Source organism: Methylocystis sp. H4A (assembly GCF_015709545.1).
Classification (GTDB): domain Bacteria; phylum Pseudomonadota; class Alphaproteobacteria; order Rhizobiales; family Beijerinckiaceae; genus Methylocystis; species Methylocystis silviterrae.
The window spans coordinates 266,572-291,137 of the sequence record NZ_JADNQY010000028.1 but is presented as its reverse complement, the minus strand read 5'-3'; the positions used below and the strand labels follow the sequence as shown (position 1 = coordinate 291,137).

General features: G+C 65.1%; 21 protein-coding genes and 1 riboswitch. Of the genes, 14 read left to right on the top strand and 7 right to left on the bottom strand.

Going from position 1 to position 24,566, the window contains the following annotated elements:
• The first annotated feature begins 346 nt into the window (after positions 1 to 346).
• Positions 347 to 538, top strand: a complete 192-nt coding sequence (locus IYW40_RS18045; protein ID WP_196401655.1) for a hypothetical protein — start codon at positions 347 to 349, stop codon at positions 536 to 538.
• 259 nt (positions 539 to 797) lie between these two features.
• On the opposite strand, the gene IYW40_RS18040 is transcribed toward IYW40_RS18045, so the two are convergent.
• From IYW40_RS18040 to cobO, 3 genes are all read right to left on the bottom strand, one after another.
• Positions 798 to 1,727, bottom strand: coding sequence for a DMT family transporter (locus IYW40_RS18040; RefSeq protein ID WP_196401654.1), 930 nt, complete (start codon positions 1,725 to 1,727; stop codon positions 798 to 800).
• A complete protein-coding gene (locus IYW40_RS18035) occupies positions 1,724 to 2,767 on the bottom strand; it encodes a sterol desaturase family protein (RefSeq protein WP_196401653.1) in 1,044 nt (347 codons plus the stop codon). Before IYW40_RS18035 ends, IYW40_RS18040 begins: the two co-directional genes overlap by 4 nt.
• 183 nt (positions 2,768 to 2,950) lie before the next feature.
• The gene (gene cobO, locus IYW40_RS18030; RefSeq protein WP_196402210.1) at positions 2,951 to 3,583 is read right to left on the bottom strand and encodes a cob(I)yrinic acid a,c-diamide adenosyltransferase; all 633 of its coding nucleotides are present in this window, start codon (positions 3,581 to 3,583) and stop codon (positions 2,951 to 2,953) included.
• A gap of 48 nt (positions 3,584 to 3,631) precedes the next feature.
• Positions 3,632 to 3,828, top strand: a riboswitch (cobalamin riboswitch).
• Positions 3,829 to 3,879: 51 nt separating this feature from the next.
• Here cobO and IYW40_RS18025 point away from each other — a divergent pair.
• From IYW40_RS18025 to IYW40_RS17970, 12 genes are read left to right on the top strand one after another with little or no spacing between them, the layout of a single operon-like run.
• Positions 3,880 to 4,062 carry a CbtB domain-containing protein gene (locus tag IYW40_RS18025; protein ID WP_196401652.1) on the top strand — a complete coding sequence of 61 codons (183 nt, stop codon included), beginning with the start codon at positions 3,880 to 3,882 and terminating at the stop codon, positions 4,060 to 4,062.
• Positions 4,063 to 4,074: 12 nt separating this feature from the next.
• Positions 4,075 to 4,737 carry a CbtA family protein gene (locus IYW40_RS18020; protein ID WP_196401651.1) on the top strand — a complete coding sequence of 221 codons (663 nt, stop codon included), beginning with the start codon at positions 4,075 to 4,077 and terminating at the stop codon, positions 4,735 to 4,737.
• Complete coding sequence (gene cobW / locus IYW40_RS18015; protein WP_196401650.1) at positions 4,734 to 5,768, top strand: cobalamin biosynthesis protein CobW; 1,035 nt, start codon at positions 4,734 to 4,736, stop codon at positions 5,766 to 5,768. Before IYW40_RS18020 ends, cobW begins: the two co-directional genes overlap by 4 nt.
• 6 nt (positions 5,769 to 5,774) lie before the next feature.
• On the top strand, positions 5,775 to 9,203 hold the full coding sequence (gene cobN, locus IYW40_RS18010) for a cobaltochelatase subunit CobN (RefSeq protein ID WP_196401649.1): 3,429 nt from the start codon (positions 5,775 to 5,777) through the stop codon (positions 9,201 to 9,203).
• On the top strand, positions 9,187 to 10,467 hold the full coding sequence (gene cobG / locus IYW40_RS18005; RefSeq protein ID WP_196401648.1) for a precorrin-3B synthase: 1,281 nt from the start codon (positions 9,187 to 9,189) through the stop codon (positions 10,465 to 10,467). The genes cobN and cobG overlap by 17 nt, the downstream gene beginning before the upstream one ends.
• The gene (locus tag IYW40_RS18000; RefSeq protein WP_196401647.1) at positions 10,464 to 11,096 is read left to right on the top strand and encodes a precorrin-8X methylmutase; all 633 of its coding nucleotides are present in this window, start codon (positions 10,464 to 10,466) and stop codon (positions 11,094 to 11,096) included. Before cobG ends, IYW40_RS18000 begins: the two co-directional genes overlap by 4 nt.
• Positions 11,093 to 11,857, top strand: coding sequence for a precorrin-2 C(20)-methyltransferase (locus IYW40_RS17995; protein WP_196401646.1), 765 nt, complete (start codon positions 11,093 to 11,095; stop codon positions 11,855 to 11,857). The genes IYW40_RS18000 and IYW40_RS17995 overlap by 4 nt, the downstream gene beginning before the upstream one ends.
• Positions 11,854 to 12,606: a precorrin-3B C(17)-methyltransferase gene (gene cobJ, locus IYW40_RS17990; RefSeq protein ID WP_196401645.1), complete on the top strand. Its 753-nt coding sequence runs from the start codon at positions 11,854 to 11,856 to the stop codon at positions 12,604 to 12,606. Before IYW40_RS17995 ends, cobJ begins: the two co-directional genes overlap by 4 nt.
• Positions 12,603 to 13,805, top strand: a complete 1,203-nt coding sequence (gene cbiE / locus IYW40_RS17985) for a precorrin-6y C5,15-methyltransferase (decarboxylating) subunit CbiE (protein ID WP_196401644.1) — start codon at positions 12,603 to 12,605, stop codon at positions 13,803 to 13,805. Before cobJ ends, cbiE begins: the two co-directional genes overlap by 4 nt.
• Complete coding sequence (locus tag IYW40_RS17980; protein ID WP_196401643.1) at positions 13,784 to 14,200, top strand: cobalamin biosynthesis protein; 417 nt, start codon at positions 13,784 to 13,786, stop codon at positions 14,198 to 14,200. The genes cbiE and IYW40_RS17980 overlap by 22 nt, the downstream gene beginning before the upstream one ends.
• Entirely contained in the window at positions 14,197 to 14,961 is a 765-nt protein-coding gene (cobM, locus tag IYW40_RS17975) for a precorrin-4 C(11)-methyltransferase (RefSeq protein WP_196401642.1), read from the top strand. Before IYW40_RS17980 ends, cobM begins: the two co-directional genes overlap by 4 nt.
• Positions 14,958 to 16,370 (top strand): cobyrinate a,c-diamide synthase, encoded by a 1,413-nt coding sequence (locus IYW40_RS17970; RefSeq protein WP_196401641.1) that lies wholly within the window; start codon positions 14,958 to 14,960, stop codon positions 16,368 to 16,370. The genes cobM and IYW40_RS17970 overlap by 4 nt, the downstream gene beginning before the upstream one ends.
• Positions 16,371 to 16,603: 233 nt before the next feature.
• Here the strand turns inward: IYW40_RS17970 and IYW40_RS17965 are convergent, their stop codons facing one another.
• A complete protein-coding gene (locus IYW40_RS17965; protein WP_196401640.1) occupies positions 16,604 to 17,851 on the bottom strand; it encodes a murein L,D-transpeptidase family protein in 1,248 nt (415 codons plus the stop codon).
• Between the two features lie 155 nt (positions 17,852 to 18,006).
• Positions 18,007 to 18,972: an acetyl-CoA carboxylase carboxyltransferase subunit alpha gene (locus tag IYW40_RS17960; RefSeq protein WP_196401639.1), complete on the bottom strand. Its 966-nt coding sequence runs from the start codon at positions 18,970 to 18,972 to the stop codon at positions 18,007 to 18,009.
• 173 nt (positions 18,973 to 19,145) lie between these two features.
• On the opposite strand from IYW40_RS17960, the gene IYW40_RS17955 reads away from it, so the two are divergent.
• Positions 19,146 to 20,027, top strand: coding sequence for an alpha/beta hydrolase (locus IYW40_RS17955; protein ID WP_196401638.1), 882 nt, complete (start codon positions 19,146 to 19,148; stop codon positions 20,025 to 20,027).
• Positions 20,028 to 20,045: 18 nt separating this feature from the next.
• On the opposite strand, the gene IYW40_RS17950 is transcribed toward IYW40_RS17955, so the two are convergent.
• Both IYW40_RS17950 and IYW40_RS17945 read right to left on the bottom strand, forming a co-directional pair.
• The gene (locus IYW40_RS17950) at positions 20,046 to 21,416 is read right to left on the bottom strand and encodes a TolC family protein (RefSeq protein WP_196401637.1); all 1,371 of its coding nucleotides are present in this window, start codon (positions 21,414 to 21,416) and stop codon (positions 20,046 to 20,048) included.
• Entirely contained in the window at positions 21,413 to 24,559 is a 3,147-nt protein-coding gene (locus tag IYW40_RS17945) for a CusA/CzcA family heavy metal efflux RND transporter (protein ID WP_196401636.1), read from the bottom strand. Before IYW40_RS17945 ends, IYW40_RS17950 begins: the two co-directional genes overlap by 4 nt.
• Positions 24,560 to 24,566 lie beyond the last annotated feature (7 nt).

The window sequence follows — 24,566 nt, the reverse complement described above, 5'->3', positions numbered from 1 at the left end:
GCAGACGCCGCGTAACCCTCGCCTGTGGAATGCCGCGCTTATAGGCGATGCGCCTACGTCCGGCAAGGGCCGCCGCCGACCAACCCGCGCGGACGCTTTAGCCGTTCGATGCGTGGCTGGCGGATCGGCGTTCGAAGGGAACGCGAGGACAGGAAATGCGCTTAATTTTTTGCAACGTCCGCGACCTCTTGTCGCATGTTAACGATTTGAATCTCAACGGTAATATTGATTTTTTGGCGGCGCTTTGAGCCCCCGCAAGAGCGCATTGCCATCCGATCGGAAACAAGCTAGGCTCCCTCTCGATGCGGCAAGCATTCACGTAAAATCAAGAACAGGGGGAAAACGCATGGCCGTCAACGTTCACAATACCGGCGATATCGGCAAGATGCTGCTTTGGATCGCCGCCTTCGTCGCGTTCGTCGTCGTCGCTCTGACCTGGGTTCCGGACTGGATTTCTCCTGAAGGAACCAACGGCACGGGCAACCGCGGCGGCATCCAGGGCGATGGCGTTGGCTCTACCGCCCGCATGATCCAGTAAAACATACCCCTGCCGAAAAGACTCGCCGGGCGCGCAAGCTCCCGGCCCTTGTCTTTCTGGCGGGCGATCGGCCGGTTACCGCGCAGATCATTTTGGAGCCGACGTTCTCGACGTGATCGAGCGTCGGCTTCCACTTTTTCGGACGCTTAGAGCGCTTCCTGATCACAGGGAATCATGTGATCGATAAGGAATCGCTCAAAATCAAAATGCTGGAGCAGGTTCTCCTCGAAAAAGTCTGTCAACTTTTTCGGAACCTGCTCTAACGCGCCCGACTCCACACTTGCGACAGCCGACTCCAATATTGCGACGCCCAAATATTTTGCGCGGCCGGTCCAGCTTCGACGAAGACGGCGCTGAGCAGGATCAGCAACCCGCCCAGCATCGCCGGCCCGGTGAGGCGCTCGGACAGCAGGATGGCGCCCGACAAGGCTGCGAAAACGCTCTCCAGCGACATGATGAGCGCGGCTTCGGCCGCTGGCGTATAGTTGAGCGCCACGATTTGAAGCGTGAAGGCGATCCCCCCGGAGCAAAGCCCCGCATAGAGAATCGACGGCAGGGCGGCGATCAGGCCATCGAGCGAAAAAGGCTCGGCGCCAAGGCCCACGACGGTTCCAAGAACGCCGATGACGCCAAACTGCGCGAAAGCCAAAAAATACGGCCGATCGGTACGAGCGAGAAAGGTCGGGACGAGACTGATCCCGGCCGCCCACGCAATATCCGCAATCAGAACCAAGGCGTCGCCCGACGTCCAACTCTGGAGCTGCGCGTTGTCCGTGAGAAGCCAGGCGCCCGCGATAGACCCGAGGCCCGCGACGAGAACGACCTGCCGGGGTCTAACGCCGGTCTGCGCAAAGACGAACACTGGAACGAGCACGACATATAGCGCCGTGAGAAATCCGCCGTTTGTCGCCGTTGTCGTGGCAAGGCCGACTTGCTGCAAAGCGGCGGCGGCGAAGACGCAAAAGCCGATAAGGCCGGCGAGAGGCAAATCGCCCTTTTTCAGCGGAGAGCCGCTGTGACGGCGCTCGTAGAGCGCCAGCGGCGCGAGCGCGGCGCACGACAGGAGAAAACGGACGCCGACGAAGGTGACGGGGCCCATAAGCTCGCCGGCGTTTTTTTGGGCGATAAAGGCCGTCCCCCAGATGAACGCCGCCAGCACAAGCAGCAAATCGGCGCGAATGCGGCTCATAATATGCCTGTGCTCTTTAGCCTTTGACGTCGCTGCTCCAGTCGCTCACTCCCTGCATTCCACGCATCGGCGAGCGCGCGCCAGAACGCGAGGGCGGCTCTATAAATTGGCGTCGCCAATAGTCCGAGCGACGAATGCGGGTCCGCGGCGTCTTCCTCGACCCCGTATTTAAGGCGCGGGTTCTTGGTCGATGGCATCTCGAGCGATCCGAACATCCAGTCCCAAATGGCGAGAACGCTGCCAAAGTTGCGATTGAAGTGCTGCGGATCTGTCGAATGATGGATCTGGTGATGCGCGGGGCTTAGGACGACGTGTCCCCAAATCCCGCGAAAGGGAATCCAGAACTGCGAATGTTGAAGATGCCCGATCGTCCAAAGGAAGAAGATGAAAAGGATGTTCTTCCCGTCGACCGTGAAGGATTCTGTGGTTCGCCCAAAGACCCAAGCCAATATGCCTGACGCGGCACCAATGAACGTCGCGAGCATGTAGCCGAAAATGATGTTGTCGATCGGATGATTGCGAAAGTTCGTCACCGGGGTAAGCACCTCGGCGGTGTGATGAACCTTGTGGAACTCCCACAAAAACGGAATTCGATGCTTGAGGTAGTGATCGACCCAATAGCCGATCTCATAGGCCAAAAAGAGCGCAGCGGTAGAGAAGAGCTTTATCGAAAGGTCACAGCAAGAGACCGGCGCAAAAGCGCCAAACGAACCGCGCAGCGCGGCGCTCACGAGCGTCGCGACGGCATTCGACGATAGAACGAGCGCGCCCACCACGACCGGCATGAGAACGACGCTCAGGATGAAGAGCTTGACGTCCGCGGCAAACGATTTGGATAGCAGAAGTCGCTTGTCGAAGATCGCCCGCGCCATGGCCCGCGGGTTGACGCGCCCCCGGCGCATCTTGCGCTGATAGGCCAGCGCGACAACGGCGATGAGAAACGTCGTCGCCAGGGAATAGACCGAAAAAATCGATCCCGCCGAAAACAGTTCGTTGGAGATCCTCGCAGCGGAAAAGCGGAGCGCGCCGTAAACGTCCATCGAGCTTTCGGGTCCAGATGATGTTGAGAGTTCAGCCTAGGACTGACGCGCCTCGGGATGCCTGCTCGCGTCGCTGGCGCGCGTCCCTGTCCGTCACGGAACTGCCTGCCCGCAAAGCGTATTCTCTACGCGAGCCGCTGCCAAGAGCGATATGCCGGCGGCCTTCAGAGCATAGGCTCCAGATTAGAATTCGATTCCCTCCTGCGCTTTGACGCCGGCGCCGAAATGGTGCTTGACGAGAGTCATCTCGGTCACGAGATCGGCTGCGGCGATGAGCTCCGGCTTGGCGTTGCGTCCGGTCACGACGACGTTGAGATCGTCGCGACGCGCGGCGAGCGCGCCCAGCACCTCCTCCAGCGGCAAATGCTCATAGCGCAGCGAAATGTTCAATTCGTCGAGCACCAGTAGGCGAATGTGAGGGTCGTCCATCAGTTCGCGCGCCTTCTCCCAGGCGCGCCGCGCCGCCGCCGCGTCGCGCGCGCGGTCCTGGGTCTCCCAGGTGAAGCCCTCGCCGAGCGTATGCCAGGCGACTTGACCGAATTCTTGACCGAACTCTTGGCCAAGCTTTTCGAGCATATTGCGCTCGCCGGTGCGCCACTGGCCCTTGCCGAACTGAACGACGCCAATCTTCCAGCCATGGCCGAGCGCGCGAAGCGCCAGCCCGAAGGCCGCCGTCGACTTACCCTTGCCGGCGCCGGTGTGGACCATCAGCAAGCCTTTGCGGGCGACCGTCTTGCCGGCGACCTCGGCGTCCTGGACGGCCTTGCGCTTCTCCATCTTGAGACGATGGCGGCGCGCCTCGTCGTCTACATTCATCTCGGTCACAAGCGCTCCTCTGCCCGTTTGACGGAAGCCTAAGCCGCGCATATGACTAGTCGAGACGGTCCTTCGCAAGAAGTGAAAAGGGAACGCGGCGCGGGCATTACGCCTTTTTCCGCGGCTGCCCCCGCAACTGTAGCCGGCAAGGTCCGCGCCATCTGCCACTGAGCGTGATGCTTGGGAAGGCGGCGCGGTCCGACGACCCGGGAGCCAGGAGACCTGCCGTCAGGGCGATCGTTTTCGGATCGCCGCGCGCATCGCATCGCCGCCGGTGGGGCGGCAGGGAGACCGATATGAACGTCAAATCCGTTAATTCCACCGCCTTCGCCGCTTCGAGACTCGACGCGCTGAAGGCCGCCGTCGTTGCGCTCACTCTCGGCTTTGGCCTTGTTTGGCTTGCGGGCTTCGCCTATCCAGAAAGCGTGCATGACGCGGCGCATGACACGCGCCACGCGCTCTCCTTCCCCTGTCACTAGGCCGCAACGCGCTTGATCGCGCGCGTTTTGACGACCGGCCTTATCGCCGGCCTTGTCGCCGGGCTTGCGGTCGCAGCCCTGCAGCACTTCACCACGACGCCGCTCATCCTCGCCGCCGAGGTCTATGAGGCGGCGCAGCATGCGCATGACGGCGGCGACGCGGGCGCAGCGCTTTCCGGCCTGAGCCGCACAGCGACGACCAGCCTCGCGACGATCGCTGTCTCGATCGGCTACGCGCTCATATTGCTCGCCGCGATGCTTCTCTCTGGCGACGCCATCGCGCCGCGCCGCGCCGCGCTGTGGGGCGCCTGCGCCTTCGCCGCGACGGGGCTCGCGACGAGTCTGGGCCTCGCGCCGCAGCTTCCCGGCATGGCGGAAACCGAACTCGCCGCGCGTCAAATCTGGTGGCTCGCGACCGCGCTGTCCACCGGCGCCGGACTGTTTGCCCTGTTGCGGCTTGACTCGACGGCGGCAAAGATCGTCGCCGTCGCGCTGATCGTCGCGCCGCATTTCTTCGCGCCGCAGCCCGCGACGCCCGAGAGCACGGCGCCGGCGGAGCTCGCCGCGCGCTTCGCGGCCGCCTCGCTCGCCGTTCAGGCGATCAGCTGGGCGCTCGCCGGCGCGCTCGCCGGTCTCGTCTGGCGACTCTTATCGCGTGAACAGGAGGCGTCATGAGCGGCACCAAAATCCCTGCAACGATCGTCACCGGCTTCCTCGGCGCGGGGAAAACGACGCTTATTCGTCATGTGCTCGAGAACGCCAAGGATCGGCACCTCGCGCTCGTCATCAATGAATTCGGCGACGTCGGCGTCGACGGCGAAATCCTGCGCGCCTGCGGCGTCGAAAACTGCCTGGAAGAAAACATCGTCGAACTCGCCAACGGCTGTCTGTGCTGCACCGTCGCCGACGATTTCATCCCGGCGATCGAAGCGCTGCTCGCGCATGAAAAGCGTCCCGACCACATCATCATCGAAACATCAGGACTGGCGCTGCCCAAACCGCTGATAAAGGCGTTCGATTGGCCGGCGATCCGCTCGAAGCTGACCGTTGACGGCGTCATCGCCGTCATCGACGGCAAGGCCGTGGCGGAGGGCCGTTTCGCCGACAATCTCAACGCGATCGCGCAAGAGCGCGAAGACACGCGGACGATCGATCACGACAATCCGCTTGAAGAGGTGTTTGACGATCAGCTTGCCTGCGCCGATCTCATCATCCTCAACAAGACCGATCTGCTGGGCGCCGACGAAGAACGCGACGTCGCGGATCGTCTGGCGCTCGGCGCTCGGAAAGCGGCGAAGATCGTGCGCGCCAGCGGCGGGCGAGTCGATCCGCTCGTGCTGCTCGGCCTGTCGGCGGCGGCGGAGGATGATCTGGCCACCCGTCCGTCGCATCATGACGCCGAGCCCGGACACGACCATGACGACTTCGACAGCTTCGTCGTCTCTCTCTCGGCCGTCGCCGATCCGGCGGCGCTGGTTGCGCGACTCGCTGAAGCGGCGCGCGCGCATGACGTGCTGCGCATCAAGGGCTTCGTTGAAGTCGTCGGCAAGCCGATGCGCCTGCTCGTGCAAGGCGTCGGCGCGCGCATCGAACATCATTTCGATCGGGCGTGGAAGCCCGATGAGCCGCGCATGAGTCGCGTCGTGATCATCGGCGAGAAAGGCCTTAATCGCGACGCGGTGATCGCGACGCTGGCGCAGCCGTGATACGCCATGCATCTTCTGCCGCGCGATCTCCATAATCTCGACGACGCCGGCGCCGCCGTCGATCTCGGACAATCTCCAGCAGAGATCGTGTTTCTGTCCTTTTCGGATTCCGAGCTGCGGCTGCTGGCGCGACTTTATGAGCAAAGCGGCGCGAGCCTCCCGAGCTTTCGCTGCGCGTCGCTGACGCAATTGAAGCACCCCTACTCCGTCGATCTCTATCTCGACGCCGTGGCGCGACATGCGCGGCTGATCGTCGTGCGGCTGCTCGGCGGCAAGGACTATTGGGCTTATGGCGTCGAACAGCTTGAGGCGCTTGCGCGCGCGAAGCGTATTGCGCTTGCGATCGTTCCCGGCGATATGCACGACGACGCGCGTCTGAAGCAAGCGTCGACGCTCGGCGCGGAGACGCTCAATCGAATCTGGCGGTTCTTTCAGGACGGCGGTCCCGACAATCTGCGTTCGTTTCTCGGTTATGCATCGACTCTCATCGGCCGTCCGGCGCAGTGGCGGGAAAGCCTTCCCGTCGCCAACGCCGGACAATTCGAATTCGCGCGCCGCGCCGGCGGCGAATTGCGCGCGACGATCGTCTTCTATCGCGCCATGTTCCTCGCCGACGATGTCGCGCCGATCATCGCGCTCGCCGACGCGCTGGCGCAGCGCGGCTTCGCGGTCGAGGCGGTTTACGTGGCGAGCCTGAAAGAGGCCGAGAGCGAAGCTTTCGTATCGCGTGCGCTCGAGACTTTCGCGCCCAACGTCATCCTCAACGCCACGGCCTTTTCGGCGCGGCGCGACAGCGGAAGCGTGCTCGATTGCGCGGACGCGCCGGTGCTGCAGGTCGCTCTTGCCACCTCTTCGCGCGATGCGTGGGCCGCTTCGATGCGCGGCGCGAATGGCGCAGATCTCGCGATGAATGTCGTCTTGCCGGAAGTTGACGGTCGCATCTTCACGCGCGCGATTTCCTTCAAGGAGGAAGCGCCGCTGCGTCTTGCGGCGGAATTCAGCGAGACGCGTCACGCGCCTGAGCAATCGCGCATCGACTTCGTCGCGGACCTCACGTTGAACTGGGCGCGGCTGCGCCGCAAACCCAACGCAGAAAAAACCCTCGCGCTCATTCTCTCGGATTATCCGGCGCGGCGCGGCCGCGGCGGCTACGCCATCGGCCTCGATGCGGAAGCAAGCGTGCATGAGATCGTCGCGGCGTTGATCGATGCGGGATATGACCTTGGCAATGACGCTGACAACGCGCTCCCCTCTCCCGCGGGCGGGAGAGGGTGGCCCTGCGCAGCAGGGTCGGGTGAGGGCCCTCATCCGTCGTCGCTCCGCGACGACACCTTCTCCCGCCAGGGGGAGAAGGTGCACGCGTTATCTTTGTTGCGATGCCTTGAAGACCAGACGTTCGTCGTCAGTTTTTCGCTCGCCGACTATCTGGCGTTGCTCTCGAACGTCTCCCCCGACTTCGTCGCAAGCGTCAACGACGCCTGGGGCGCGCCGCAGGATGATCCTGCCGTCGTCGACGGCGCCTTCCGCTTTTCCTGTCTCGAAGCCGGCAAGCTCTTCATCGCGCTGCAGCCCGATCGCGGCGCGCGCACGGAGCGTTACGAGACCTATCACGACGTGCAGCGCCCGCCGCGTCACGCCTATGTCGCCTTCTATCTTTGGCTGCGGCATATGCGAAAGATTGACGCGCTCATTCATCTTGGCGCGCATGGCACGCTGGAATGGCTTCCCGGCAAATCGGTCATGCTGTCCGAGGCGTGCGCGCCGGAAGCCGTGCTCGGGCCGACGCCGCTCATCTATCCGTTCATCGTCAATGATCCCGGCGAAGCCGCGCAGGCGAAGCGCCGCACATGCGCCGTGACCATCGGTCATCTGACCCCGCCGCTCGTCGACGCCGAACTCTTCGACGCCGCGGCGAAAGTTGAAACGCTGCTCGACGAATATGCGACGGCGAGCGCGCTCGACGCGCGCCGCGCGCGACTCGTCGCCGGCGCCATCATCGATGAAGCCGAGCGCAGCGGCCTTGCCGTGGAATGCGGCGTCTCGCGCGAGATGGACATCGCCGAGACATTGACGCGCCTCGACGCCTGGATGTGCAACCTGAAGGACATGCGCATCGGCGACGGACTCCATGTCTTCGGGCGCGCCCAAGCAAATTCAGACGCGGATACCGCGCGCGACGCCTGCGCGCGCGCCGAATGCAACGCGCTCATCGCCGCGCTTGCGGGCCGCTTCGTCGAGCCCGGCCCGGCCGGCGCGCCATCGCGCGGGCGCGCCGACGTTTTGCCGACCGGCCGCAATCTTTATTGCATCGATCCGCGCCATGCGCCCACACAAACGGCCTATGACATTGGCCGTCGCGCCGCCGCCGAGGTGATGACGCGCCACGCGCAACTGCATGGCGAATTCCCGCGCTATATCATGCTCGACCTGTGGGGCAGCGCGACGATCCGCACCGGCGGTGAGGATTTCGCGCAAGCGCTCGCGCTTCTCGGCGTCGCGCCGCGCTGGGACACGGCGAGCGCGCGCGTCATCGGCTTCGAAATTTTGCCACAGGCGCGGCTCGAGTTTCCGCGCGTCGACGTGACGCTGCAGGTCTCGGGGCTGTTTCGCGACATGTTCGGAAATCTCATCGCGCTGTTCGACGACGCCGTGCGCGCGGTCGCCGCGCGCGATGAAGACGCTGAAATCAATCCGCTGAAGGCGGCTGACGATCTGCGCCGCGTCTTCGGGGCTGCTGACGGCGCTTACGGAATTGGCGTGAGCGATCGCGTGCTGCGCGGCGAATGGTCGGACCGCGACGATCTTGCGCGCGCCTATCTTTGCGCCGCCGGTCACGCCTATGATCGCGCGGGCGAAAGCGACGAGGCTGTCGCCGCGTTCAGCGCGCGCGTCGCTGACGCCGACGCGCATATCCATGTGCAAGACATGGCGGAAGTCGACGTTCTGATCGGACCCGCCTTCGCCGATTACGAGGGCGGTTTCGCCGCCGCCAACGCCATGCTTGGCGGCGACGCCGATTTGGTGCATATCGATGCGACGCGGCCGGAACGGTTACGGCCGCGCGCTCTGAAAGACGAAATCGCGCGCGTCCTGCGCATGCGGCTCGCCAACCCCCAATGGCTTCAAGGCCAGAAGCGGCACGGCCACCGCGGCGCCGGCGAAATCGCCGAGACGATAGACAATCTCTATGCTTTCGCCGCGACAAGCGGCCTCATCAGCGATGCGCAATTCGATCTCGCTTTTGACGCGACCTTAGGCGATGATGCGACGCGAGTTTTTCTCGCCATGGAAAATCCTCGCGCGCTCACCGCAATCGCGCGCGTTTTTAGCGAAGCGCTCGCGCGCGGCTTGTGGAATACGCAACGCAACAGCGTGCGCGGCGCCTTAAGCGATATCGAACGCCAGGAGGGAGGGCGTCTTGCAGCCGAGGCCTGAGATCAAGGGCTGGTGTCCCGGAGCCTTCGCGCCGATGCCGAGCGGCGACGGTTTGCTGATCCGCGCCAAGGCGGTCGGCTCTCGCATGAGCGCGGCGCAGGCGCGCGAGATCGCGAGAATTGCGGACAACTGCGGCAATGGGCTGATTGATCTCTCGCAGCGCGCGCAACTGCAACTGCGCGGGATCAGCGAGGCGACGATCGCCGAAGCCCTGCGCGGCCTCGAGGCGATCGGCATGCTCGCGCCGAGCGCCGACGCCGAACGCGTGACGAATGTCATCGCGTCACCGCTCGCCGGCCTCGTCGCCGGCGCTTTCGACGCCAACGTCATGGCTGTGGAGCTTGCTGCGGAATTGCAGCGCGACGCGGCGCTTCGCGCGCTTCCGCCGAAATTTCTGTTTCTTCTGGATGATGGCGGCGCGCTGTCGCTTGCCGACGTCGAGGCCGACATTCGGATCGAAGCAATTGCAAACGGCGATGTCGCAATTCGCATCGCCGGCGTTCCTGATCGCGCCGTAGTCGTCGCGGCCGGTGACGCGCTCGACGTTGCGTTGCGCTTTGCGCGCGCCTTCGTGGAGCTGCGCGACCGTCATGCAAATAGCTTCAGGCGCGTCCGCACGTTGGTCGAGGCGCTCGGCGCCGACGCGCTGCCACGCGCGGCCGGGCTCGTCATGCGCGTCTCCAGGGAAGCGCCGGCGCCCGCGTCCCGCGCGCATATTTATGGGGCGCAACGCTGCGGCGCGCTCGCTTTCGCCGGCGTCGGCGCGCCCTTCGGTCGCTGGCGCGCAGATGAACTCGCCGCCGTGGCCGATCTTGCACAAAGCGAGGGAACCGGCGAACTGCGCCTCACGCCGTGGCGCGCCTTGCTGATCGTCACGCCCGATAAAGACAATGCGCGACGCGTCGTCTCGCGCGCGCAAGACCACGACCTCATCACGTCGGCCGACGACAAGCGCCTCGCCGTCATCGCCTGTCCCGGCGCGCCGGAATGTCCGCAGGCGATCGCCGAGACGCGCGCGCATGTGATGGATCTCGCGCCGCTTGCGCAGATGATCGGCGGCGCTGACGGCGTTGGCCTTCATCTTTCGGGCTGCGCGAAAGGCTGCGCCCGGCAGAGCGCCTCGCCGATCACGCTGCTTGCCAACGCCGAAGGGTTCGATCTCATCGAGAATGCCGGCGCCGACGGCGCGCCGAGCTTCAGATCGCTGACCTTCGAGGCCGTGATGCGCGAACTCTCCGCGCGCGCAAGCGGTCGGACGCAATGAGCCGCCGCTTCGACTATATCCACGAAGGCGCGCAGATTTATGCGCGCTCTTTTGCGACCATTCGCGCCGAGTCGAACCTCGCGCGTTTCACGCCCGAGCAGGAAAAGATCGCCGTGCGCATGATCCACGCCTGCGGCATGGTGGAACTCGCCGACGACATCGAGTTCTCGCCGGATTTTGTTGCGGCGGCGCGCGACGCGCTGCAGAAAGGCGCGTCGATTCTATGCGACTCCAACATGGTCGCGCATGGCGTCACCCGTTCGCGTCTGCCGACGGAGAACCAGGTGGTCTGCACGCTGCTTGAGCCGCGCGTGCCGGCGCTCGCCGCCGAGATCGGAACCACGCGCAGCGCCGCGGCGCTGGAGCTGTGGCGCAACCGACTGGATGGCGCATTGGTCGCGATCGGCAATGCGCCCACCGCGCTGTTCCGTCTCCTCGAGATGATTGACGAAGGCGCGCCGCCGCCGGCCGCCATCATCGGCATGCCGGTCGGCTTCGTCGGCGCGGCGGAATCGAAGGACGCGCTGCGCGAATATGGGCGCGTTCCCTTCGTGATCGTGAAAGGCCGCAAGGGCGGCAGCGCCATGGCCGCCGCCGCCATCAATGCGCTGGCGAGCGAAAAGGAATGAACGCGCTCGCCTCGACCTCGCATGAAGCCGTCGCGACGCTCGGCGCGCTGATCGGCGTCGGACTCGGTCCTGGCGATCCGGAGCTTGTGACGGTGAAGGCCGCGCGCCTCATCGGCGCGGCGAGCGTCGTCGCTTTCTTCGCCAAGCGCGGACGCGCAAGCCACGCGCGCGCGATCGCCGCGCCCTATCTCGCGCCGGGGTGCGAAGAGATTGCGCTGCTCTATCCGGTGACGACGGAGATTCCTTTCGATCAGCCGGAATATGTCTCGTCGCTTCAGCACTTCTATGAAGATTGCGTGATGCGCATTCGCGCCCTGCTCGAAGCCGGTCGCGACGTGACGCTGCTCTGCGAAGGCGATCCGCTGCTCTACGGCTCCTTCATGCATATGTTCGCACGGCTTGACGCGCGTTTTCGCGTCGAGATTTGCGCCGGCGTCTCCGGCATGTCGGGGTGTTTCGCCGCGGCGCGCCAGCCGATGGCCTGGGGCGACGACATTCTCACCGTTCTGCCCGCGACGCTCGACGAAGACAGACTTGCGTCGCGCCTCGCCGAAACCGACGCCGCGGTGGTGATGAAGCTTGGCGGCAATTTCGCCAAGCTGCGCCGCGCGATGACTCGCGCCGGCGTCATCGATCGCGCAATCTATGTCGAACGCGGCGCGATGCCCGGCGAAAAGATCATGCGCTTCGCCGACAAGCGCGACGATGACGCGCCCTATTTTTCGATGGCGCTGGTGCCGGGGCGAGGCCGACGCCCTTGAGCGGCGCGCTTGACATTGTCGGCCTCGGTCCGGCCGACGCGCGATGGCTGACTCACGAGGCGCAGGCGGCGCTCGACGAGGCGCAGGACATTATCGGCTATGCGCCTTACGTCGCGCGCGTTCCCGAGCGCGCAGGACAGACACGGCTTGCAAGCGATAACCGCGTCGAGATCGACCGCGCGCAGGGGGCGCTGGCGCGCGCCGCGCAGGGTCGCCGCGTGGCTGTCGTCTCCGGCGGCGATCCCGGCGTCTTCGCCATGGCGGCGGCGGTGTTCGAAGCGGTCGATTGCGGCCCGCGGGAGTGGCGCGATCTCGACATTCGCGTGCTGCCCGGCGTCTCGGCGATGCAGGCGGCGGCGGCGCGGCTCGGCGCGCCGCTCGGCCATGACTTTTGCGCGATCTCGCTCTCCGACAATCTCAAGCCGTGGGACGTCATCGCCAAACGGCTGGAACATGCCGCGCAAGGCGACTTTGTCATCGCGCTATATAATCCCGCGTCCCGCGCGCGGCCGACGCGCATCGACGACGCCTTTGCGCTGCTGCGTCGTCATCTTCCCGGCGAGACTTTCGTCGGTCTGGCGAAGTCCGTCGGGCGTGAGAATGAGGAGATCATTCTGACGCGGCTCGACGAAGCCGCGGGCGACAAGGTCGATATGTCGACGCTTGTCGTGATCGGCGCCAGCGGCACGCGGCGCATCGCGCGCGAGGGCGCGCGCGACTGGGTCTATACGTCGCGGAAGGCGACATGAACGCGCCATGGCTGTCGCTGATCGGCCTCGGCGAAGACGGCGCCGACGCCCTCACGCCGGCGGCGCGCGCGCTCGTGGCGCAGGCCTCGCTGATCGTCGGCGGCGCGCGACATCTCGCGATGATCGACGCGCCGGCGGAGCGCCTGCAATGGCCCTCGCCGCTCTCTGACGCATTGCCCAGAATTCTCGCGCAGCACGGCAAACCCACGGTGGTTCTCGCCTCAGGCGATCCCTTCTTCTACGGCGTCGGCGATCTCATCGCGCGCCATGTCGCGCGTGACGAGATTTTCTGCGTTCCGTCGCCCTCGGCGTTTTCACTCGTGGCCGCGCGGCTCAAATGGAGCCTGCAGGATTGCGCGCTGCTTTCGCTGCACGGCCGCGCGTTTGAGCTTGTGACGCCGCATTTGCAGCCGCGCGCACGAATTATCGCGCTCTCCTGGGACGAGACGACGCCGGCGCGCCTCGCGCGCCATCTAGCCCTGCGCGGCATGGGCGGATCGCGCCTCCATGTGCTCGAGCGGCTCGGCGGCGCTAAGGAGCGGCTGCGCGCTGCGCGCGCCGACGCCTTCGGGCTCAATGACATTGCGCCGCTCAACACGGTCGCCGTCGAAGTGGAAGCCGGCGAAGACGCAGCGGTCATTCCGCTTGCGCCGGGCCTGCCCGACGATTGGTTCGAACACGACGGGCAGCTCACCAAGCGCGACATCCGCGCCGTGACGCTCTCCGCGCTCGCGCCGCGCAAGGGCGAATTGCTGTGGGACGTCGGCGCCGGCGCCGGCTCCGTCGCCATCGAATGGATGCTGAGCGATCCCGCAAACCGCGCCATCGCCATCGAGCGCGACGCGGCGCGCGCGGCGCGCATTGCGCGCAACGCGCTGTCGCTTGGCGTTCCGGATCTGCGCGTCGTCGCGGGCGAAGCGCCGCAAGCGCTCGCCGAACTCGATGCGCCACAGGCGATCTTCATCGGCGGCGGCGCCGATGCGGCGACGCTCGCCGCCGCATGGGACGCGCTCCCTCGCTTCGGACGCATCGTCGTCAACGCCGTTACGATTGAGACTCAGTCGCTGCTCGCCGACGCCTATCGCGACAATGGCGGCGAGCTCATACATCTGCAGATAGCGCATGCGCGTCCCATCGGCCGCTTCCATGCGCTCGATCCAGCAATGGCGGTCACGCAATGGCGAGCGACAAAGAGATGAACGCGACATACGCCTTCGGGCTCGGCGCAAGACGCGGCGTCGCCGCGAACGATATCGTCGAACTCGTGCGCCGCGTCGCGCAGACGCATAACGTCGATCTGAGCGAGGCGAGGCTCTATGCGCTTGAAAGCAAGGCGCAGGAAGCCGGGGTGCACGAGGCGGCGCGCGAACTTGGGCTTGAACTTGTCTTTCTGCCGCTCGCCGCGCTGCGCGCCCGCAAGGCGACGGCGGCGACGCATTCGCCGCGCGTGCAGGCGATGTTTGGAGTCGGCAGCGTCGCCGAAGCCGCGGCGCTTGTCGGCGCCGGACCAAACAGTCGCCTCGTCGCGCCGCGCGTGACGACGCCGGTCGCCGCCTGCGCTCTGGCGAAGCGCGGCGAAGAGAACAAGTCATGACCGTGCATTTCATCGGCGCGGGCCCCGGCGCCGCCGATCTGCTTACCTTGCGTGGGCGGGATCTCATCGCGCGAAGTCCGGTGTGCCTATACGCCGGCTCGCTCGTTCCTGCCGGCGTGCTGGCGCATTGTCCGCCGGGCGCGCGCATCGTCGATACCGCGCCGCTGTCGCTCGACGCCATCATCGCAGAAATGCAGCAGGCCCATGACGCCGGCCTCGATGTCGCGCGGCTGCATTCGGGCGATCTTTCGATCTGGAGCGCCGTTGGAGAGCAGATGCGCCGCCTCGACGCGCTCGGCATTCCTTGCACAATGACGCCTGGCGTGCCGGCCTTCGCGGCGGCGAGCGCCGCGTTGAAGCGCGAACTCACGCTGCCCGAAGTCGCACAATCGTTGGTGCTGACGCGCACGTCGGGGCGCGCCTCATCGATGCCTGAGAGCGAAAGGCTCGCGACATTCGCGCAATCCGGCGCGACGCTCGCGATCCACCTCTCGATCCATGTGCTGGCGCGGGTCGTGGAAGAGCTGGCGCCCTACTATGGCGGCGGCTGTCCCGTGGCGCTCGTTTATCGCGCCTCATGGCCGGATGAGCGCGTTGTGCGCGGCACGCTCGCCGACATCGAGGCGCGCACGGCCGAGACGCCGATGGAGCGCACCGCGCTCATTCTCGTCGGACCGGCGCTCGCGAGCGAAGATTTCCGCGAAAGCGCGCTTTACGACGCGGATTATGATCGGCGCTTTCGGCCGAGCGGCGAAAGGTGAACGCGCCTGGCCTGCTGATCGGCGCGGCGCGCTCCTCATCGGGCAAGACGACGCTGACGCTCGGCCTGATGCGCGCGCTGACGCGGCGCGGCTTGCGCGTCGCCCCGGTCAAATGCGGGCCGGACTATATCGACCCTGCCTTTCACGCCGCGGCGACCGGCCGCGCCGGCGTCAATCTCGATTCATGGGCGATGGATGCGGCGCTGATCGCGCGGCTCGCCGCGCGGGCAAGCGAGGGCGCGGACATCGTGGTCGCCGAAGGCGCGATGGGGCTCTTTGACGGCGCGCCCGGCGGCGCGGCGGGAATCGGCGCCAGCGCCGACATCGCCGCTATGCTCGGCTGGCCGGTCGTGCTCGTTCATGACGTCTCCGGCCAAGGGCAGACGGCGGCGGCGATTGTTCGCGGCATCGCCGGACACGACGCGCGCGTAAAGGTCGCCGGCGTCGTATTGAACCGCGTCGGCTCCGAGCGGCATCGCAGACTCGCCGGCGAAGCGATCGAGGCGCTGGGCATCCCGGTGTTCGGCGCGCTGCCCCGCAACGAGGCGGTTTCCCTCCCCGAACGCCATCTGGGGTTGGTGCAGGCGGGCGAAACGGCAGGTCTCGACGGGCGTCTCGAGGCGCTCGCGGACTTCGTAGACGCGCATGTGGATATCGCGGCGATTGTCGCTTGCGCGACGATCGCCGCAACTGGCGATGTCATTCCCGACGCTTCGCGCAAGCGAAGCGATCGGGAATCCAGCATGACGCCAGACGCGCCTGTCGAGGCTCTGGATTCCCGATCGCCCGCTGCGCGGGCGTCGGGAATGACAAGCGTCGTGGCGCTTCCGCCGCCGGCCCAGCGCATCGCGGTGGCGCGCGACGACGCTTTCTCCTTCTTTTATCCGCATCTCGCGCAGAGCTGGCGCGACGCCGGCGCGGAGCTTTGCTTCTTCGCGCCGCTCGCCGACGAGGCGCCGCCCGAAGATTGCGATCTCTGCTGGCTGCCGGGCGGCTATCCGGAGTTGCACGCCGGTCGGCTGTCGGCGGCGCAGTCCTTCATAAAGGGGTTGCGGCGTTTCGCTCAGAGAGGATGGCTCCACGGCGAATGCGGCGGCTACATGGTTCTCGGCCGCGCGCTGATCGACGCGGCGGGCGAGGCGCATGAAATGGCCGGACTGCTCGAACTGGAAACGAGCTTCGCCCAGCGGAAATTGCATCTCGGCTATCGGCAGGCGCAACTCGCGGCAGACCACCCGCTGGGCGCTGTCGGATTTCGACTGCGCGGCCATGAATTTCACTACGCGACTGTTCTTCGTGAAGAAGGCCTGCCCTTCGCAATGGCGCGCGATGCCTATAGCGACGACGAACGCCCAGCCGGACTGGCGAGAAACGGCGTCTCCGGCTCGTTTTTCCACCTGTTGGCATAAAAAAGGGCCGCCGGACGAACCAGCGGCCCAAGTCAAGGGAGGAAACGCCCAAGGAGGGCTACGAAGCAAGACAACTCTCGCTGCGTTGCACTGTTATATTGCTGCGCCGCACAAGCGTCAAGATATTTTTCGCTACACGGCAAAGCTTCAGCGAGTCGCCGCCCATCGCCTTGGACAGAAAAGAAAGCCGCGCCTAGGCGCGGCTTTGAGTTTGCTCGAAGGATCCGAGGGTCTTAAAAAGATCTGGACGAATGAGCGGCCGCGGATTTCCTGACGCCAATCGAGGCTGGCGGCGTCGGAATATTTCCCGCATCCCTGTTCGAACGCACCAATTTTTTCACGCTGTTGGTTGGGCTTGGATCCGAGGCTGCGAGCGCGGAGAGGTCGCGGTGGTCGCTGCGCATCGGCGCCAATGCGACGACGCGGGTTCGCCGGCTTTCGTCAGCGGCCTTCGCCGCGGCCAAGGTCACGACCGGCGATTTGGCGGCAGCCGCCCCAGCGCCTCGGTTCGGCTTCTCGTCGAGGGCGATTTCGGTGGGCGGAAGGATCGTTTCCGGCCGGCTGACCTCTGGAACCCGCGACGCAAAGGCGGGGTGCTGGCCGCCGTCCTGATAAACGATCCGCACCGGCTTCACGCCGCTTTGCGCGAGTTGGGCGATTTTGGCTTCGTCCTTCGCGGTCTTCTCGGCCACCGCCTGGGCGATCTCCGGGTCCTGTTTGAGCGGCGGACAGGCGGCCTCCGGATCGAGATTGGCCGAGCCGGCGGCGTTGAACACGTAACGCCGGTTGCAAAAGGCGACTTGCGGCTCCTGCAAGCTCACCTCGAAATGATCGGAGCCTTCCTTGAGCTGCTTCCAGAAGTCGATGTTGGGATCGAGACGGTGCCTGGCGAGATTTTCCGCCGTCATCTTGAAGGGGAAGGATTGCATCTGGATCGCGCGTTGACCGCCGGCGAGCGACGAGCGGGCGATCGCGTAGATTTCCGCGATCTGCTTGTCGGTCATCGAGAAGCAGCCGGCCGACGAGCAGGCGCCATGCACCATGATGTCGCCGCCGGTGTGGCCAAGGGCGCGATCGAGCGCGTTCGGATAGCCGACGTTGAACGACAGATAATAGCTCGAGTTCGGATTCATCTGCGCCGGGCCGATGGCGTAAAAGCCTTCGGGCACTTGGCGGTCGCCCTGGCGACGCTTGGGTCCGAGCTGACCCGACCAGCGGCACATCGGAAACGTTTTCAGATGGACGTAACGACCATCGGACCGCATCTTCCAGATTTCGAGCTCCGCTTCCTTTTTGTAGGCGCGGATCAGCATCGGCGCTTCCTTGGTCGTGCCGGCCTGCTCCATCAGCGCGACAGTCTCGGAGGGGATCGGCGCAAGCGAGCGATGCGCGAGACCGCTCTGCTCGCAGGCTGAGAGCGCGAAGGCGGCCAGGACGGCAAGCCCCAGCGCCGGCGCCGGCGCAATGCCTCGAGTCTTCATAATGTCCCCTCTGGCGGCGCAGTCGCCTCGCGAAGGTCTCGGAAGCGAGCCGCCGCGCCTGATCAGGAAAAACAAATAATGGGACGAGACCGTGTCCAAATCAGCGGAGAATCGCGCGCCTACGCGCTTTTAGGGCCAATCTTCTGGAATTTACGTTAACGCTTCTCTTCAAGTTTCCGGCCCATGGCCAAAAACTTGTCGGCGCGGAATTGTCTCAGCTGTTCGCGCGACAAATTCGCCAGGCCGGCAAGCTCTTTGGCGAGCGCCTCTCCGACTGCGCCAATCGCCGCCTGGGGATCGCGATGGGCGCCGCCCGGCGGCTCCGTCACGATCAGGTCGATGATGCCGAACTTTAAGAGATCCTGCGCTGTGATCTTCATGCTCGTCGCCGCCTCTTGCGCCTTGGCGGAGTCACGCCACAGAATTGAGGCCGAGGCTTCGGGCGACGCGACGGTATAAACTGAGTGCTCAAGCATCAGCACTTTGTTGGCCGCCGCGATCGCGATCGCGCCGCCGGACCCGCCCTCGCCCACCACCACCGCGACATTGGGCACGCCGAGCAAGAGCGATACGTCGGTTGAGCGGGCGATCGCTTCGGCCTGCCCGCGCTCTTCGGCGTCGATGCCCGGAAAAGCGCCAGCCGTGTCGACAAGCGAGACGACCGGCAAACCGAAACGGTCGGCGAGCTCCATCAGGCGGACCGCCTTGCGATAGCCTTCCGGCCGCGCCATGCCGAAATTGTGATGAAGACGACTCGACGTATCCGAGCCCTTCTCCTGGCCGATGACGCAGATCGGCTCGCCGCGGAACCGCCCGAAACCGCCGACGATCGCGAAGTCCTCGCCGAACAGCCTGTCTCCGGCGAGCGGCGTGAACTCGTCGACAAGCTGCCGCACATAGTCAGAAAAATGTGGCCGCTGCGGGTGCCGCGCCACCTGAATCTTCTGCCAGGGCGTCAGGCCGGCGTAGAGATCCGCGAGCGCCTTCGCGGCTTTGGCCTGGAGCTTGCTGAGCTCCTCGCCGATCGACACGGCCTCTCCGTTTCCGGCCAGCGCGCGCAGTTCGTCGACCTTGGTTTCGAGTTCTGCGACGGGCTTTTCGAAGTCGAGATAGGAGCGCATTGAGGCGGCGTTTTCCTTTAGGCGAGGGACGCCTCGCGGGCGCGGGCAAACTCGCCGCAACCGGCTTTGAAGTCAAGGAACACAAAGCGCCAGCGGCGCAGTTGCGAAACCCGATTCATCGCGTCAATGTCGCTGCGACGGGGCAGGTTTCATCATGCGGGAATGGTCGTTCCATGGCGTCTGCGCAAGAGCCGGTTAGCCGCTACATTCGCGCGGCCGACGGGCTCCGCTTGCATTATTTCGACTATCCCGCGCCGCCGGGCGGCGGCGGGGGGGCGCTCCCGGTCGTGTGCCTGCCGGGGCTTGCCCGCTCGGCCGATGATTTCGACCGCATCGCCAGGACCCTGCAAGCCGACGGCCGGAGGATTCTTGCGCTCGACTATCGTGGACGCGGCCGATCCGACTGGGATCAGGACTGGCGACGCTATGACTTCAACGTCGAGCATGCCGACATCATGGCTCAACTTGCCGACGCGGGCGTCGCGCAAGCGGTGTTCATCGGCACGTCACGCGGCGGTCTTCACACGATGCGCATCGCGGCGCGCCGGCCCGGCATCGTGCGCGGCGCGGTGCTCAACGACATCGGACCGAAGATCGAGCATGCCGGCCTGCTCCGCATTAAGCGCTACGTCGGCAAGCTGCCGCCCATCCCGTCTATGCGCGAAGCAATCGCGCTGATGCGAATGACCGCCGGCGTCAATTTTTCCGGCGTCTCGCCGCAGGAGTGGGAGGATTATGCGCGGCTTACCTTCGTCGAGAAGGACGGGAAAGTTCTGCTGCGCTACGATCCGGAATTGTCGCATACGCTCGACTCTGTCCTGCCCGACGTTGCGCCAAAGGAACATTGGGACGACTTCGCCGCGCTGTCGGATGTTCCGATTCTCGCCATTCGCGGCACGAACTCCGACATTCTCTCGCCCGAAGTCTTTGACGAGATGGCGCGGCGCGCGCCGCGCCTTGAACAGGCCTGGGTCGAAGGCCAGGGCCATGCGCCGCTGCTGCTCGATCAGCCGACGATTGCGCGTATCGCGGACTTCGTGCGCCAATGTCCATAAATCGCGCATCGCCCACTGCTAAGGCGCATATCCCTGCGCCTGATTAAGTCGGGAGATCGCGACGCCGACATTGATCTCGGCGTTCGCCTGCATGCGCTGCGCCTCGAGTTGAATCTGCCGCACGCGATAAAGATCGAAGGCGCTGATCTCTCCGAGCTTGAAGGCTTTGCGCGACAGTTCAAACTGTTCATTGGCGACGGTAAGACGGCTGTTGGCCAGTTTCGCCGCGCGTTGCGCCGCCGCCAGCGATGCGTGCGCCGCCTTGATCTCGGCGACCACGACGAGCTTCGCGCGCTCATATTCAGCGGTGGCGCGATCCATTTCGGCGAGCGCCTCGGCGCGTCTCGGCTCATTTCGGCCGGCGGTCGGGAGCGGAAAGCGGATGCGCACCCCCACCGTGGTCGCATCCGTGCGCTGGTTCGTGATCGGATCCAAGAGATCGAGCGAACGGTCAGTCGCATATTGATCATTATGTTCCTGCCGGCCGAAAATGCCGATCTCCGGACTGGGGATCGGCGTCGCGTCGACAAGCTCCGCCTGCGCTCTGGCGCGCGCAAGCGCGGCGACGGGCGCGCGCAGCGCAGGATGCTCCTCGATGTCGATCGGCGGCCGCACGGATTCAAGCTTCCCATCCGGCTGCGCGCCGCCGGTCAGGCCCGCGTAGGTGGCGCGCGCCACCTTTACCGCGCCCTCCGACTGCGCAAGCTCCGTTTCGGCGGCGAGCGTTTCGTTCTCGGCAAGCAGCGCATCGGTCTGAGCGGCGTCGCCAAGCTCGACGCGGCGCGTCATGTCCGCGCCGATGTCGCGGGCGGTGGCGACGCGATTGCGCGCAACGGAGACTTCGCGCGCCGCGCGCTGCGCAGTCCACCACGCGTCGCGCAAAACGCCGGCGACTTCTAATCGACGAAGCGCCAGTCGCTCTTCAACCTCGAAGAGTCCGGTCGTGACAGTTCCCGCATAGGCGTCCCGCTGCCCGGGCAGCCACAAGGGCATACCGACCTCAACTTCGGTTTCATTGTAGTTGCGTAAATTGCCAGCGACCGAGTTTCGCTGCAAGCCCTCGACGTAGGGCGAGCCTGGCGTAATCGAATTGGCCGTCGCATAGCGCGCCGAGGTGGCGCGAAACTGCGCTTCGAGCGAACGGCTCTGCGCATCAACCAAGACGGCCATCTCAAGATGTTTCGCTAACACGCCGCCGCTTCGCTGGGATGGCGGCCGCGCGCCGGCTTTCTTGGGCGATGTCACGCGCGCTTTCTTGGGTGCAGCTTTGACAGACGCTTTGATCTGCATCTCCGCCGGCTCGCCCTGCTCCTGTGCAAAGACTCCCGTCTCGAAAGGCAAAGCGAACACAAACAAGAAAAATGCCGTGTAGACCGCGCCCATCCTCATGCGCGCGCGTCCTCGCGCGCACGCATTGGCGCGGGTTGCCGCTTCGCGCGCGCGCGGAACTTCTGACGAATGACCAAGCCCAGATTCGCGGTGCGATCATAAAGAATCGGCAGCAGGATCAAGGTCAGCACCGTGGCCGAGATCAACCCTCCGATGACGACGATGGCGAGCGGGCGCTGGATCTCGGCGCCGGGCCCATGCGCGAACAGGAACGGGATCAAGCCGAAGGCCGCGATGGTGGCGGTGAGCATAACGGGCCGCATGCGCCGACGCGCGCCCTCTAACACCGCTTCGCGCGTGCTGCGCGTGCCTTCAGCCACAAGCTTGTTGATGTAGGAGATGAGCACGACGCCATTGAGAACCGCGATGCCGATAAGCGCGATAAAGCCGACCGACGAGGGCACGGACATGAATTCTCCCGAAAGCCACAGGCCCAAAATGCCGCCGATCGCCGCGAAAGGCACATTGCAGAACACCAGCGTCGCCTGCAGCACCGAGTTGAAGGTTAGATAAAGCAAGAGAAAAATCAGCGCCAGCGCGATCGGCACGACGATCGCGAGTCGGGCCGACGCGCGTTGCTGGTTTTCGAACTGGCCGCCCCATTGATAGCGATATCCCGGCGGCGTTTTTACGTTTTTAGCGACGGCTTTCTTGGCTTCGTCGACGAATCCGACAAGATCGCGTCCCGTCACATTGGCGAGGACGGTGGCGAAGCGACGGCCTTCCTCGCGAATGATCTGGATCGGCCCGTTTTCCACGCGCACGTCGGCGAGTTGTGACAGTTCGACGACTTTGCCTTCCGACGACACCATCGGCAGCCGCGCGAAATCGACGGACGAGCGGCGCGAGGTCTCCGAGCCGCGGATGACGAGCGGCGTGCGGATCGGCCCTTCCAGCACGATGCCGACCGGCTGACCGTCGACCCACACGCGCAGCGCGTCCTGAATCTCGCCGGCGTTGAGGCCAAAGCGCCCGGCAGCCAGCCGATCGACGCGCGCCGTCAGATAGCGCATGCCGTCGTTCTGCAGACCGAAAACGTCGCGCGACCCCTTGATCTTGCGCAATGTCGCGGTGACCTCGCGGGTGAGGCGGTTGAGCTCGTCGATATCGTCGCCAAATATCTTGACGACGACGTCGCCGCGGGCGCCGATGATCATTTCCTGCACGCGCATGTCGATCGGCTGCGAAAAGGCGTAGGAAATGCCGGGCATGCTGTCGAGAACGGCGCGAATCTCGCCCATCAGCCAATCTATATCCTTGCCGCGCCATTCGCTTTGCGGGGCAAGCGTCAGGAAATTATCGGTGTCGTTGAGGCCGACGGGATCGATGCCGAGCTCGTCGGCGCCAGCCCGGGCCATCATTCCCTTGACTTCCGGCACGCGCTCCATGATCGCGCGCTGAATGCGCATGTCGGTCTCCGCGGCCATATTGACGCTGATCGTCGGATGTTTGCGGATGGTGATGACGGGCGTGCCCTCGTTCATCACCGGCATAAAGGTCTGGCCGATGCCCGCATAGGCGGTGAAGGCGACGACGAGGCCGATGATAGCGGCGGCGCCGACGATTAAGGGCTTGTCGAGCGAGCGCTTGAGCAAGGGCTCGTAGACTGCGGCGAGCTTGCGCACCAGCCAGGGCTCATCGGCATGGCCGGGCTTCAGCAACGTCGCGCTCAGCGCCGGAACGACGGTGAGGGACAGCACGAGCGCCGATCCGAGCGCGAAGGCGATGGTCAGCGCTACCGGCGCGAACAGACGCCCTTCCAGCCCTTCGAGAGAGAGCAGCGGCAGAAACACGGTGACGATGATGACCACACCGGAAGTGAGCGGGACGGCGACCTCGCGAGTCCCTTCGAGCGTCATGAAAATGCGATCGGAAAGACTGACGTCATGCGCATGCGCCATGCGATGTTCGACGTTCTCCACGACGACGACCGCGCAGTCGACCAAAAGTCCAATGGCGATCGCAAGACCGCCGAGCGACATGATATTCGCCGAGAGTCCCCACCAGCGCATGATGCCGAACGTCGCGAGCGCGGCGAGCGGCAAAATGACCGACACGACGATCGCGGCGCGAAGATCGCCAAGAAACAAGACGAGCAGGATGACGACGAGGACGATCGCCTCGATCAGCACCTTCTGTACGGTCCAGACCGCCTTGCCGATCAATTCGCTGCGATCGTAGAAGATTTCGATCTTGGCGCCTTTCGGCAGCGTCGGCTCGATTTCTGCCAGCCGCTCCTTCACGCCCTTGACGACCATGCTCGCGTCGGCGCCGCGCAGACCCAGAACGAGCCCCCACACCGCCTCGCCTTCGCCGTTACGCACGACGACGCCGTTGCGCGGCAACGCGCCATTGCGCACTTCGGCGACGTCGCCGACGCGGACGATGCCGGTGTCCCGCGCGGCGATGACGACAGACCGTATTTCCTCCAGCGATCGCAAGCGGCCTTCGGCGCGCACGAGCAACGCTTCCTCGCCATCGCGCACGCGCCCCGCGCCGTCGTTCTTATTGTTGTTGGAAAGCGCCGACTGGAGCATCTCCACGGTGACGCCGCGAGACGCCATGGCGGCTGGGAACGGCGCCACTTCGAAGGTGCGCACGAAGCCGCCGAGCACGTTGAGGTCGGCGACGCCTGGCAAACCACGGATCGCCGGGCGTATCGTCCAATCGAGCAAAGTGCGTTGCTCCGTCGGCGTGAGGTCGCCGCCGACAATGGTGAACATCAGCATCTCGCCGAGTGGCGTAACGATCGGCGCGAGGCCGCCGGAGACGCCGTCCGGCAATTGGCTCTGCGCCTGCGCGAGACGCTCGTTCACCTGCGCGCGCGCCCAGTAGATGTCGGTCCCTTCCGAAAATTCGAAGGTGATCAGCGTCACCGAATAACGCGTCATCGAGCGCATGCGAACGAGGCTGGGAATGCCTTTCGCCGCGAGCTCGATCGGCACGGTGACGCGCGCCTCCAACTCCTCTGGCGTGAGGCCCGGCGCGCGCATGGCGACCATCACCTGCACCGGCGCGACGTCCGGAAATGCGTCGATCGGCAGTTTGAAATAGCTGACCGCCCCCCACGCGGCGATGCCGAGCGCGCCAAGAAAGACGAGCAGCCGCTGCTGGAGCGCGACACGGATCAGTCTTTCAAGCATTGCGAAT